Raw genomic sequence first — 12,984 nt, 5'->3', positions numbered from 1 at the left:
CTGTTGCGCGGCCAGATCGTTTTGCAGCGCCGGTTCAGGCACCTGTCTGCGGGGTGCAATCAGACCTTGCGCCTGATCCCGATCTGCCGTCCGGCCCTGTCGGGGCGGGGCAATCTTGAATGCGCATCATGCAGGTTGCGCAGTTTATCAAGGATATGTCGCGGCATCGGGGCAACGCGCGGACCGGATTGATCGACATGCAGCGACAAGGCTTCGGCGGTGGCAGCGCACCACCCGTCCTCGTGCCAGATCTCCTGATAGAAGTGAAAGCGCTTTGCGTCGAAATCCAGCAACTGCAACGTGACTGTGACAGGGTCATGTAGATGAAGCTCTCTCAGATAGCAGATGTGGAATTCTGCGGTGTAGGTCGTGAAGCCGGTTTTCTGATATGCCGGGCCAAACCCGATCTGGGGGTAGATTTCGTCGGAGGCTTCATCAAACAGCACCGCGTAATAGGCCATGTTCATATGGCCGTTATAGTCGATCCACTCGGGGCGCACGTTCATCACGGATGAGCGAAAGAGAGTTGTTTCCATGGCTGCGAGGATAATGCGAAGCGGATGCCGCTGTCTATGTGATGATCCCCGTCGGCCATGCTCATCCAGACTGAGCGAGGTGAAGCTTAGGCCATCACCCAAGGATGCTAAAGGGTCATGCGAAAAACCTCGATCACGTAACGCTGCCTGAAATCAAGGGTTTCAACGGGTAACGGGATGTTTCAGGTATGTCGCCAGACGGGGATGACAACGAGTGCTGGCGTTTCACGACAAGCAGCGCCGATGTTCCGTTCTGGTCGGCACAGCCTGCGTTGTGTTTCATCGGCAGCGCACCGATGCAATCCCCCGATCAGCCGCTGCAGAACGAAGCCGAAGTGATGCCAATCCAGTCCAAGAAACAGGGAGGAACGCACCCAACCTGCCTGCCTTGTTGCGCTGCTTCCTCGATTTTCAGCAGGTTGAAGAAAAATCAAATGTTCTGCGGATTTTGGCTGCGGGGCCAGGTCAGTACATAGGCCAGTAAAAAGGGCCGGCGCTTTGCCGGCCCCATCGTTTCCAAAAGAGATTTTATCAGGCTGCTGGCTTCCTGCGGCGACGTACTGCCGCTGCGACCGCAAAGCCAGAGATCAGCAATAGCCCACCGGCGGGCAGGGGCACCGGCGCAATCACCAGATTGTCCACTGCGGCGCCAATGCCGGTTGTTTCTGATCCGACAAAGTTGAAGTCAACCGACGTGATGGTTCCCAACCCGGAGAAAGAGAAAGCCCAAGCCTTGCCGTCAAGCGAGGTGGCGGTGTTACTACCATTCGATGATCCCAAGAAGGAGAGAATTGATGACGATCCGCCTCCCAGAAGGTTTGCGGTTACGTTCCATTGCTCGGTATTGTTTACGCTTGTGCCATCAATATCCCAGATTTCACCGGATACGCTGGATGCGCCACCCGCAAAGCTCAAAGAGAAAACCGGTGTTGTATTGAGCGGACCGCTTAGTGCATTTGTCGTGCGCAGAAAGAAATTGCCCAAATCCGCAGTTGCGTCATCGTCGGTATCGTTTGGACGCATTGTATCGTTTACGAAGCCGATTGTATCCCCGCCAGGTGATCCGGTGGCTTCAACTGTCATGCTTCCAGAGGGTGCAGTCAATGTCACGCCGCTTGCGTTGCCAAGAGAGTTCAACAACTCAGTTGGAGACGTCAATTCTTCGTCGTCAGAATAACCGTTTTCAAAATTGATAATTGTAGCCGCGCTTGCGACTGCGGGCAGGCAAAGCGCCAAGGCTGATGCGGCGATGAGTGATTTGACACCAGAATTTATACGTCGACTCCGTTTAATCTCTATTACAGCTCTGACAGAAATTAACGATTTGGCAACCAATCCACCACTGATTTGTCCCCTTTTCGCGGCGCTGAAAAGCAACAAACCAGTGACCTGATGGATGGTTCACGTATAGCGTGTTTGATTTTCCACCCCTGCTTGTGACCAGTCCAATGCTGCACCTGAGCCAAGCGCAAAAACGCAAGACACTGCGCAACAGGACAGAATCGCTTGGGCCTGCGCGGCTCGCGCGCGTCAGCCCCGCTTTTGCCCTCTGTCCCGGGTGGTTCATTCTACCAAATGACCCCGCGCTGAGGCAGGGGAATTACTCTGCAAGCCTTTTTGCAATCAGTTGGTTGACCACTTTGGGGTTGGCCTTGCCGCCTGTCGCTTTCATTACCTGACCGACGAACCAGCCCGCAAGTTTCGGGTTTTCGCGCGCCTTGGCCACCTGGTCGGGGTTGGCGGCGATGATTTCATCCACGGCAGCCTCGATTGCGCCTGTGTCAGTGACCTGTTTCATGCCTTCGGTTTCCACGATCTCCGCCGGGTCGCGCCCGGTGGTATAGCAGATTTCAAAGACATCCTTGGCGATCTTGCCGGAGATCGCATCCGAGGCGATCAGATCGATAATGCCGCCCAATTGTGCAGGGCTGACGGGGCTGTCCGTGATGGCGTGGTCCTCTTTCTTGAGCCGCCCGAAGAGTTCGTTGATCACCCAATTGGCCGCCATCTTGCCATCCCGGCCTGCCGCCACGGCCTCGAAATAACCCGCTGAATCCAGATCGGCGGTCAGCACCGAAGCGTCATAATCCGACAGACCGAAATCATTGCGAAACCGCGCCTTCTTGGCGTCAGGCAGTTCGGGCAGGTTGGCGGCGATGTCATCCACCCATGCCTGTTCGATTTCGAGCGGCAACAGGTCGGGGTCGGGGAAATAGCGGTAGTCATGCGCCTCTTCCTTGGAGCGCATGGAGCGTGTCTCGTTGCGGTCAGGATCATAAAGGCGGGTTTCCTGATCAACCGTACCGCCAGCCTCGACGATCGCGATCTGGCGGCGCGCCTCGACCTCGATGGCCTGTTGGATGAACCGCATGGAGTTCATGTTCTTGATCTCGCAGCGCGTGCCCAGATGGCTGAAGTCCTGAGTGGCCTGATATTTTTCGTACTGGCCGGGCCGGCAGATCGACACGTTGACGTCCGCGCGCATGGCGCCCGACTGCATGTCACCGTTGCAGGTGCCGAGATAGCGCAGGATCTGCCGCAGTTTGCCCAGATAGGCCGCCGCTTCTTCGGGGCCGCGGATGTCGGGGCGCGAGACGATCTCCATCAGGGCGACGCCGGTGCGGTTCAGGTCCACAAAGGACATGTTCGGGTCCATATCATGGATCGATTTGCCTGCGTCCTGTTCAAGGTGAATGCGTTCGACCCGCACCAGACGGGCCGTGCCGTTGCCCATTTCGACGAGCACTTCGCCTTCACCGACAATCGGGTGGTAGAGCTGGCTGATCTGATAACCCTGTGGCAAATCCGGGTAAAAATAGTTCTTGCGGTCAAAAGCGCTGTGCAGGTTGATTTCTGCCTTCAGGCCCAGCCCGGTGCGCACCGCCTGTTCAACACAGTATTCGTTGATCGTGGGCAGCATACCGGGCATGGCCGCATCAACGAAGGATACATTATTGTTCGGCTCGGCCCCGAATTGGGTGGAGGCGGCGGAAAACAGCTTCGCAGCCGAGGTGACCTGCGCGTGCACCTCCATGCCGATGACCAGTTCCCAGTCTTCCTTCGCACCGGAAATCACCTTGGGTGCGGGGGTCTCATAAGTCAGATCGAGCATGGGCAGTCTCCCTCGGGCCAGTCGTCATGGACCGAGGGTTTAGGCCAGTGGGCCATCTGCTGCAAGTGTCTGTTGTGCGCAACCGCGCGCGCCGCATGCCGGGCGTTCTGTCCCTGTCATATCGGCCTAGAACGTGTGCGGCAGCGCTTGCCATGCCACGCGATAGGGCCCGTCCTTGGATTTGGGCAGATCGGCGCGGCTGATCATCCGGGCCTGCGCCGTAAAGTCATCCGAAATCTTCACAACGATCAGCGTCACAAAGTCATGCGACAGATCCACCTCCACCTCGTCTGATGGGCTGTGTGGCGCAAGGCATGCGACCTCGACACCGGTCTGCGCGCAGGTGCGGTCGGGCCCGTCCATAGGAAGGTCGCAGAAAATCGCGGCATGCACATGGGCGATCTGCGGGTAGACCGGCAGGTGGTGGCCTGTCATTTCAAAATACCCCTTGGCGGCGCGCAACAGGTTGATGTGCAGGGCCGTCATCTGCGCCTGCTGGTCCTGTGCCGCAGCCGCGCAGGGTCTGTGATCCACCCCTAAAGAGGTGCGATGCCATTCTATCCAGTCGCCAGTGTCCCAATGGGTGGCGTCGTCAGGTATCTCTCCCATGATGCGTCCTTTCCTATGTACTTCGGTATTCTGCGACGACGGGGCCGTCGGTGGTGAATGTGATGCGCTGTCCTCTGGCAATGTCGTGGCGGAACAAACCGGCCAGCGTGCGCAGGGCGGTCTGCCGCCCCTTGGCGGCAAACCAGCGCGATGAGCGCACGCGCATCGCGTTGTCAAACCCGTGGGCTGCGTGGGCCCAAACCATGGCGTGCACCTCTTTGAGGTGTTTGCGCACGATCCAATGCGCGCAATCCGTAATCTGGGTGCGCACAGCATCCGCCTTTGGATCGCCGGTGCGCTTTGCGCCGATTGTGCGGGCGCAATAGGCCGCAACCAGATTCGCCGTATGCTGATCGGTCTGGCGGGTCAGGATATCTTCCAGACCCTCGATGAAAAATGCCACGTCCAGATTGGCGCAGGCGACCGGATCATCGGCCAATGTGTCAAACATCACCCAGGCATACCCCGCGGCCCCCCATGCGTTTTGCGTGCGCGCGGCGGTGCGGCGGGCTTGGATCTCGACGTCCTGGTGGCTGCCGTACCAGCGGGGCGAAAGATAGGTTCCCAACGCGCGCATCGAGGCCGGATTCAGCGGGTTGAGGTCGATCAGCGTTTCATAGTCCCGGGCAAGGCGCGACGGGGGGGACACGCTTTGCGCGTTCAGCATGCACCACGTTGTGTGGAACAGGGGTGAACTGTCGGACAGATGCGCGAATGGTGTAAGGATAGCGCGTGCACGCTCGAAATGCGTGTAAAAGGCGGGTGGGTTCCGGGGGGGACCGCAACGTTTGCCGGGGCTTCGCCGCCAGGCCCAGCCGATATCCATATGCGCCTGTGCCACGGTAATCGCGCGGTAGGGGTCGCTCGGAGCGCTGGCGATCATCCGCTCCAGCGCGTCGATCCCTTCGGTCAGTGGCGCGCTGCGCGGCGGGCTGCCCTCCATGAACGCATGTTCAACGGCCGCCACCACATCGGCACGCGCGCCAAAACACAGCAAATCCGCGACGGGCATCGCTGCCGGCGTGATGGAGCGGGTCAGATCGGCAACCGCCATCTCCCGGCTCAACCTGTGCCATTTCTCTTGGCGGGCAAGGAACTGACCGCGCGCCTGATGCGCGTCGCGAATGCGTTCTTCTTCGGTCGGATCAGGGCAGGGGATCGTTATGGCATCGAGCGCGCGCGCATCGGCATCGTCCTGTGCGTCCAGCGGCGTTGCCGGTGCCGATCCGGCACGGCGCACCGGCCTGAACAGGTCTTTAAACCCCAGCATCGTCGACAAAACCATTTACCCGCGTCCTCAACTATGACGGTTGAGAAAATGCCGCAGCTTTGGGGCCGAAAAAAGGCGCGCACGCGGAGATATCACGATTATTGACCCTGAAGGGTGAACAATATGCAGGTGTTGTTCCGGGATCGTGAACGATGCCCCGGCCCGCCATGGTATCGCCCTGAACCGGCCTGCGGATTGCCGCCGATCTGATATCTGATGTCTTGTCAGAACAGTGAAAATGGACGCATATCACAGAATGAGACACGCAATTGTTATATGTTTGAGTGCGCTTGTGCTGGCCGGGTGTCAGCAAGCAAGTGGCGATGCAGCGGCCTTGTCGGAGGGGGATTTGCCACAGATGCGCTGGAGTGCGGCGCCTGGACAGGCAGAATGGAATGAGGCGGCACTGGAGGCGCTTGATGGTCACGGCGCGCCGTTGGTTCAGATGGTGCCGGAAGATATTGAAAAATGGTGTCCGGCCTATCCGGAGGCCGACGAAGCGGGACGCGAAGCCTTCTGGATCGGGTTCATGTCCGCACTGGCCAAACACGAAAGCACCTACAAACCCACGGCCGTGAACCCCAACGGCAAGTGGTTCGGGCTGCTGCAGATTTCGCCTGCGACCGCGCGCGGGTATGACTGTCGGGCCGGGTCGGGCGAGGCGCTCAAGGATGGTGGTGCAAACCTTAGCTGCGCAATCCGGATCATGGCGGTTACGGTGCCGCGCGATGGTGTGATCGAGGATTACGACGGACGCTGGCGCGGTGTGGCCGCCGATTGGGGGCCGTTGCGTGTGCCGTCCAAACAGCGTGACATCGCCGGATGGCTCAACGATCAGCCGTTTTGTCAGGTCCAGTGATCTGCCGCTGGCTCAGCCAATCAGCGAAAAATGGTGTCGCTCTGTGCGGACGCCCCGGGCGTTGAGCGCGGCTTCGAGCAATGCGTGATGGGGCGTGCATTCATAGGGCAGTCTGATTTTGCGCCCACTGGTCAGAACGGCGGTCGCCCGCACTGAAAAATCCAGCCGGGTATCGAGGCGAAAGCGGTCAATCTCGCACCAGTTGATCGCTGCCTGCCTGCGCCCGGTGAACCATGTTATCCGATCGGGGCGAAAATCGAGGCCCGAGGCCGGGTTGCTGTAAAGTTCCCAAAGAGCAGGCAGGGTAAAAGCCGCGACCGCCAGCATCAGCCAGGGCGCGGCATCGACGGTGATACTCAACAGGATCAGCACGCTCCAAACGCCCGTAACCGTCAAAAGGGCGGCGCGGCTGCGTCCTTGACGTCGAAAGCTGAAATCGTCAGCGTCCACCCGTCACATCCAGCGTGGACCCCGTAACGTAGCTCGCCTCGTCAGAACACAGCCACAGGATCGCCTGCGCCACTTCTTCGGCAGAGCCTTTGCGTTTCATCGGGACCATATGCGCCAGCTTGTCCGCACGCCCCGGCTCGCCGCCCTTGGCGTGAAGCTCGGTCTCGATCAGGCCAGGGCGGATGGCCATGACGCGGATATTATCGGCCGCGACCTCATCCGACAGCCCCTTGGTAAAGGTGTCGATGGCCGCTTTGGAGGCAGCGTAATCCACGTATTGATTGCCCGACCCCAGACGCGCTGCTGCCGAGGAAATATTGACAATCACCCCGCCATCGCCCTGCGCCTGCATGCGCTGCACGGCGGCCTTGGCCACCAGAATGGCCCCGATGACATTGATGTCGAACATGCGGCGCAGACGCTCATGGCTCATGTCAGTGACCTTCGCGGTCTGATCCACCACACCTGCGTTGTTGATCAGCGCATCCAGCCGCCCGTAGCTCGCATCAATGCTGGCATAAATCGCATCAATGGCCGCCGGGTCAGATACATCGCCCTTGCACAGCAGCACCTCAGCACCTGCGGCGCGACAGCTTTGGGCCACCGCTTCAGCCCCCGCATCATCCGAGCGATAGTTCAGCGCCAAATCGAAACCGCGCGTGGCCGCGATGGTGGCGCAGGCGGCACCAATTCCGGCGGATGCGCCTGTGATCAGCATGATGGGTTTCATCGCTCAGCTCCCTCTTATTCTGGTCAGCATTTCGGTGGTGTCACGCGACAGACCGGGCGTCGCAAGGATACGATCGAGCGCTGCCGCGATTTTCTGCTGGCGCCTATCGTCATAGCGCCGCCATGTCTGAAAGGCGGCGCACATGCGCGCGGTTGTCTGCGGGTTGACCGGGTCAAGCCGGATCAGCCAGTCAGCCATCAGGTCATAGCTTTGCCCGTCGGCATAGTGAAAGCCCGCATGATGCGCAGCAAGGCTGCCCATCACGGCGCGGAAGCGGTTGGGGTTCTTCCAGTTGAAATCCGGATGCTCGGTCAGGCGGGCAGCGGTCGCAGCGGTTTTGTCTGGGTCGGCATGTATCACCTGCATCCCGAACCATTTGTCCATCACGAGCCGGTCGTGTTTCCACTGTTGCTCAAAGGCCGCAAGCTCATCCGCGCCCTCATTGATGCGCAACAACACGCCAAGCGCTGAAAGTTGCTGTGTCATATTGTCGGCACTGGTGAACTGCGCGCGCGCCCGGTCAGGGCCGTCGATCAGCGACACCAGCCGCAGGGCCGCATTGGCCAGACTGCGCCGCCCGGATTGATCGGCATTTGGTTCGTAGGGCTCTGTCACCTGATGGGCATCAAAGAGGGCGGGCAATATATCTTGCAACCGCTCCGCCTGTACGTGGCTCATGGCCCGGCAAACTTCCCAGATGGCCTGCGGATCGGGCGTTTCGCCCATGTCACAAAGCGATTTCACCAGATCGGATTGCCCCGGCAGGTTGAGCATCAGCGCGCGGTAGGCCGGATCGAGTGTTGCATCCCCCATGACCGCATGGATGCCATCCAGATAGGCCGGATCGGGTGCGGCACCCTCCGTGATCATCTTGAGCAGGCTCGCGCGCGCAAGGCTGCGCCCGGCCTCCCACCGGTTGAACGGGTCCGTGTCATGGGCCAGCAAGAAGGCCGTATGATCTGCCGCAAGTTCACTTTCAAGCACAACGGGGGCCGAAAAGCCGCGCAGCACCGAAGGGACGGGCCGTTCCTTAAGCCCTTCAAAGGTGAAGGACTGTGTCGCTTGCGTCATTTCAAGCACCTGACTGGGCACGACTTCCTCTCCCGAAGGGCTGAGTAGTCCGGTCACAATCGGGATGACCTGTGGCTGCGGGTCCGGCGTTGTTTCCGAGGCCGCAAGGTTCTGGGTAAAGGACAGGATATAGGTGCCGTTATACCATGCATCCCTGACGGTCAGGCGCGGTGTGCCGGCCTGCGAATACCAGCGTTTGAACTGGCTGAGGTCGCGCCCGGTGGTGTCTTCAAACACCTTGAGCCAATCCTCGATCGTGCAGGCCTGCCCGTCGTGCCGTTCAAAATAGAGGTCCAGCGCCTTGCCATAGGCCTCAGCCCCCACCAGACAGCGCAGCATGCCAATGACCTCAGCGCCTTTTTCATAGACAGTGGCGGTATAGAAGTTGTTGATTTCCTGAAAGCTTTCGGGCCGTACCGGATGTGCCAGCGGCCCTTGATCCTCGGGGAATTGCCGCGCGCGCAAGTCAATGACATCCGTGATGCGCTTCACCGGGGCCGAGCGCATGTCAGAGGTGAACTGGCTGTCGCGATAGACCGTCAGCCCTTCCTTCAGACACAGCTGAAACCAGTCGCGGCAGGTGATGCGATTGCCTGTCCAGTTGTGGAAATACTCATGCGCGATGATCGCCTCGATGCGCAGGAAATTTTCGTCGGTGGAGGTCTCGGGCGAGGCGAGCACGGCTGAGGAATTGAACACGTTCAAGCCCTTGTTTTCCATCGCGCCCATGTTGAAATCATCCACCGCCACGATGTTGAACAGATCAAGGTCGTATTCGCGCCCGTAAACCTCTTCGTCCCACTTCATCGAGGCTTTGAGGGCGCGCATGCCAAAGGCGCATTTGCCCTCGTCGCCGGGACGCACATAGAGGTTCAGATCGACGTTGCGGCCCGAGGCGGTGACGAAACTGTCCGAATGCGCCACCAGATCACCAGCGACCAGCGCAAAGAGATAGGCGGGTTTGGGCCAGGGGTCGTGCCATTTGGCATGGGCCCGCGACGTGCTGATCACATTGCCATTGGACAACAGCACCGGATGGGGCCCGTTGATCTCAACGCTGAAGACGCTCATGACATCGGGACGGTCCGGGTAATAGGTGATCTTGCGAAATCCCTGCGCCTCGCATTGCGTGCAATACATGCCATTGGACATGTACAGCCCTTCGAGGGCGGTGTTGTTCTCGGGGTCAATTTCGACCTCCGCTTCCCAAAGAAAAGGCGCATCCGGTACAGCACAGGTCAGCCCTTCGGCGGAAATCACGGGCTGAACAGATGTTCCATCAATACGCGCAGAAATCAGTGTGAGATTTTCCCCATCAAGGAATATCTGCGCAGGTGCCCCCGGTTTTGGCACAAAGGAGATGCGGCTTTTCACGCGCGTTTTCGTCGGGTGAAGATCAAACGTCAGCTCGACGTTCTCAACGTCGAACCCGAATGGCTGGTAATCCTTGAGGTAAATCGTGGTGGGGGCTGCGTCGCGCATGATGCTGGCATCTTTCTGGGAACAATCAGGGTCGCCCAGACGTTAAGTCGGCGAGTGCCCATCGGCAAGGTGGGTTTGACAAAAGATCAGGAAAGGAAGTTTTATGTCAGCGCCTGACGTAACATTGGAACGCCAAAAGCACCGCCATCGGAAAATGGTCCGGGGCATCTGGATTGGCGTAGGAATTATCGCTTTGGTCAGTATTGGGGCTTATGTCGCGGTATTCGGGTTCGGTGCGGATCTGCAAGAGGCCGTGCCGCCGGAGCTTTGAGAGGTTTGACATGGGTATGCGCCGCAAATCGGATCTGCCGCAGAAAATATGTGCCACCTGTGGCAGGCCCTTCGCGTGGCGCAAGAAATGGGAGAAGGTCTGGGACGAGGTACGCTATTGTTCAAAGAAATGCAGCGGCCAGCGCAAGATGCCGTCAAAATGAGGCACACATCCGGTTGCCTCGTCGCGCCAAACTGCCTAAAGCGCAGGTGGTGAAAAGACTGCAATAAAGGAAACGCGCGCATGACCGGATTTCAGACCAGACATGAACTGCAGGTCGCTGATGTACTTGTCTCTTTCATAGAAGAAAGCGCATTGCCCGGCACAGACATAAAGGCGTCTGATTTCTGGAAAGGGCTGTCGGACCTTGTGCATGAGTTTGGCCCGGAAAACCGCGCATTGCTGGAACAGCGCGCGGCCATTCAGTCCAAGATCGATGACTGGCACATCGCACATCGCGACCAGCCCCATGACCACGAGGCCTATTCCGCGTTTCTGCGCGAGATCGGGTATCTGGTTGAAGAGGGTCCCGACTTTGAAATCGACACGGCGAATGTTGATCCCGAGATTGCCAGCGTGCCGGGTCCGCAGCTTGTGGTGCCCATCACCAATGCACGTTACGCGCTGAATGCGGCGAACGCGCGTTGGGGCAGCTTGTATGACGGGTTTTATGGCACCGATGCCATGGGCTCTCCGGCGCCCAAGGGTGGGTATGATCAGGGGCGCGGTGCGCGCGTGGTTGCACGTGCGCGGGTGTTTCTGGACGAGGCGTTTCCGATTGTCGGGACCAGTCACGCCGATGCGCGCCGCTACATCGTGCACAAAGGGGCCTTGCTGGTGGACGACCAACCCCTTGTCAGCCCGGAAAAATTCATCGGTTACACGGGCCATCCCAAAGCGCCCGACAGCATTGTTCTGCGTAACAATGGCTTGCACGTGAAACTGGTCTTTGACCGCACCCATGCCATTGGTGGGCGCGATCAGGCAGGGCTTGCCGATGTGCAGATGGAAAGTGCGGTCTCCGCGATCATGGATTGCGAGGATTCCGTCGCCTGTGTGGATGCCGAAGATAAAGTCGTCGCCTATGCCAACTGGCTTGGCCTGATGAAGGGCGACCTCGAGGAATCCTTTGAAAAGGGCGGTCAGACGCTGACCCGGCGGCTCAACGGTGATCTGACCCTGACCGGGCCGGACGACGGGGAGGTCGTATTGAAAGGCCGGGCCTTGATGTTGGTGCGCAATGTCGGTCATCTGATGACCAACCCGGCCATTCTTGATCGCGACGGCAACGAGGTCTTTGAGGGCCTGATGGACGCCATGATCACCACGTTGATCGCGATGCATGATCTCAAGCGGGCGGGGGGCAATTCGCTGACCGGGTCCGTCTATGTGGTCAAACCCAAGATGCACGGACCTCAGGAGGTCGCCTTTGCGGATCGCACGTTCACGCATGTCGAGAACGTGCTTGGCCTGCCGCAATACACGGTCAAGCTGGGCATCATGGATGAAGAGCGGCGCACGTCCGTGAACCTGAAAGAATGCATTCGCGCCGCCAAATCGCGGGTCGCTTTCATCAATACCGGGTTCCTGGACCGGACGGGCGATGAAATCCACACCTCGATGGAGGCAGGGCCCTTCAGCCGCAAGGACTTCATCAAGCGCAAGGCGTGGATTGGCGCCTATGAAAACCAGAACGTGGATATCGGTCTGGAATGTGGTCTTTCGGGGCGCGCGCAGATCGGCAAGGGCATGTGGGCCATGCCGGACCTTATGGCCGCGATGCTGGAGCAAAAGATCGAACACCCCAAATCAGGGGCAAACTGTGCCTGGGTGCCCAGCCCGACGGCGGCGACGCTGCATGCGCTGCATTATCACAAGGTCGACGTCTTTGCGGTGCAGCAAAAACTGCGCGCGGGCGGGCGGCGGGCCTATGTGGACACGGTGCTGGATATTCCGCTGGCAACCTATCAGAAATGGACACCGGAACAGGTGCGCCGCGAAGTTGAGAACAATGCGCAGGGAATTCTGGGCTATGTGGTGCGCTGGGTCGATCAGGGGGTTGGGTGTTCCAAAGTACCGGATATGAACGATGTGGGCCTGATGGAGGACCGCGCCACCTGTCGTATTTCGGCGCAGCATATCGCGAACTGGCTGCATCACGGTGTTGTGGATGCGCAGGACGTGATGGCCGCGCTGCGCAAGATGGCGCAGGTGGTGGATGCGCAGAACGCAGACGATCCGCTCTATGTGCCGATGGCTCCGGGATTTGACGGCATCGCGTTTCAGGCGGCGTGCGATCTGGTGTTCAAGGGTCGTGTGCAGCCATCGGGCTATACGGAACCGGTTCTGCACGCACGTCGGCTTGAGTTGAAGGCCCGGGCGCAGGGCTGAGGGGCCATCTGACAGGTTGCAAAAACTGAAAGGCGCGGGGCGGTCTCCATGATCAAGGCCCCGCGACCATTTTCTGCGCGGCAAGTGCCGGTTTGAGCGTGCAGGCGCACTGCGCCTGACCGGTCCGGCGCAAGATCTGCATTGCTAACACGCTCTGTTAACCTTAACTCGTGCAAGGTATAACACCCGAAACGCTCAAGAGG

The 12,984-nt window shown here is 59.3% G+C and carries 12 protein-coding genes; 4 read left to right on the top strand and 8 right to left on the bottom strand.

Features of this window, described 5'->3' with window-relative positions; all coding sequences use genetic code 11:
• Positions 1-59: 59 nt before the first annotated feature.
• The 5 genes from RD1_RS15320 to RD1_RS15295 all read right to left on the bottom strand — a co-directional run bounded on the left by RD1_RS15320 (position 60) and on the right by RD1_RS15295 (position 5,542).
• Positions 60-536 (bottom strand): thioesterase family protein, encoded by a 477-nt coding sequence (locus tag RD1_RS15320; protein ID WP_044033189.1) that lies wholly within the window; start codon positions 534-536, stop codon positions 60-62.
• Positions 537-1,067: 531 nt separating this feature from the next.
• Complete coding sequence (locus tag RD1_RS15310) at positions 1,068-1,916, bottom strand: VPLPA-CTERM sorting domain-containing protein (protein WP_143090253.1); 849 nt, start codon at positions 1,914-1,916, stop codon at positions 1,068-1,070.
• 220 nt (positions 1,917-2,136) lie between these two features.
• Positions 2,137-3,648, bottom strand: a complete 1,512-nt coding sequence (gene gatB, locus RD1_RS15305; RefSeq protein ID WP_011569448.1) for an Asp-tRNA(Asn)/Glu-tRNA(Gln) amidotransferase subunit GatB — start codon at positions 3,646-3,648, stop codon at positions 2,137-2,139.
• Positions 3,649-3,774: 126 nt separating this feature from the next.
• On the bottom strand, positions 3,775-4,257 hold the full coding sequence (locus tag RD1_RS15300; protein ID WP_011569447.1) for a hypothetical protein: 483 nt from the start codon (positions 4,255-4,257) through the stop codon (positions 3,775-3,777).
• 13 nt (positions 4,258-4,270) lie between these two features.
• On the bottom strand, positions 4,271-5,542 hold the full coding sequence (locus tag RD1_RS15295) for a hypothetical protein (RefSeq protein WP_011569446.1): 1,272 nt from the start codon (positions 5,540-5,542) through the stop codon (positions 4,271-4,273).
• Between the two features lie 241 nt (positions 5,543-5,783).
• On the opposite strand from RD1_RS15295, the gene RD1_RS15290 reads away from it, so the two are divergent.
• Complete coding sequence (locus RD1_RS15290; RefSeq protein WP_245897300.1) at positions 5,784-6,386, top strand: transglycosylase SLT domain-containing protein; 603 nt, start codon at positions 5,784-5,786, stop codon at positions 6,384-6,386.
• Positions 6,387-6,398: 12 nt separating this feature from the next.
• Here the strand turns inward: RD1_RS15290 and RD1_RS15285 are convergent, their stop codons facing one another.
• The 3 genes from RD1_RS15285 to pepN are packed head-to-tail and all read right to left on the bottom strand — an operon-like array spanning position 6,399 to position 10,119.
• Positions 6,399-6,836 (bottom strand): hypothetical protein, encoded by a 438-nt coding sequence (locus tag RD1_RS15285; protein WP_044033185.1) that lies wholly within the window; start codon positions 6,834-6,836, stop codon positions 6,399-6,401.
• On the bottom strand, positions 6,826-7,566 hold the full coding sequence (locus RD1_RS15280; RefSeq protein ID WP_011569443.1) for an SDR family oxidoreductase: 741 nt from the start codon (positions 7,564-7,566) through the stop codon (positions 6,826-6,828). Before RD1_RS15280 ends, RD1_RS15285 begins: the two co-directional genes overlap by 11 nt.
• A gap of 3 nt (positions 7,567-7,569) precedes the next feature.
• Entirely contained in the window at positions 7,570-10,119 is a 2,550-nt protein-coding gene (gene pepN / locus RD1_RS15275; protein ID WP_011569442.1) for an aminopeptidase N, read from the bottom strand.
• Between the two features lie 103 nt (positions 10,120-10,222).
• Here pepN and RD1_RS21180 point away from each other — a divergent pair, with 103 nt between their 5' ends.
• From RD1_RS21180 to RD1_RS15270, 3 genes are all read left to right on the top strand, one after another.
• A complete protein-coding gene (locus tag RD1_RS21180; RefSeq protein WP_011569441.1) occupies positions 10,223-10,390 on the top strand; it encodes a hypothetical protein in 168 nt (55 codons plus the stop codon).
• 10 nt (positions 10,391-10,400) lie between these two features.
• Positions 10,401-10,553 carry a DUF2256 domain-containing protein gene (locus tag RD1_RS20720; protein ID WP_074958678.1) on the top strand — a complete coding sequence of 51 codons (153 nt, stop codon included), beginning with the start codon at positions 10,401-10,403 and terminating at the stop codon, positions 10,551-10,553.
• An 80-nt stretch (positions 10,554-10,633) separates the two neighbouring features.
• Positions 10,634-12,781 (top strand): malate synthase G, encoded by a 2,148-nt coding sequence (locus RD1_RS15270; protein ID WP_011569440.1) that lies wholly within the window; start codon positions 10,634-10,636, stop codon positions 12,779-12,781.
• The last annotated feature ends 203 nt before the right edge of the window (positions 12,782-12,984 follow it).

The sequence above is a fragment of the Roseobacter denitrificans OCh 114 genome (genome assembly GCF_000014045.1).
GTDB classification, from domain to species: Bacteria; Pseudomonadota; Alphaproteobacteria; order Rhodobacterales; family Rhodobacteraceae; genus Roseobacter; species Roseobacter denitrificans.
Note: the sequence above shows the minus strand (reverse complement) of the source record. Positions and strands in the feature narration are given on the sequence as shown.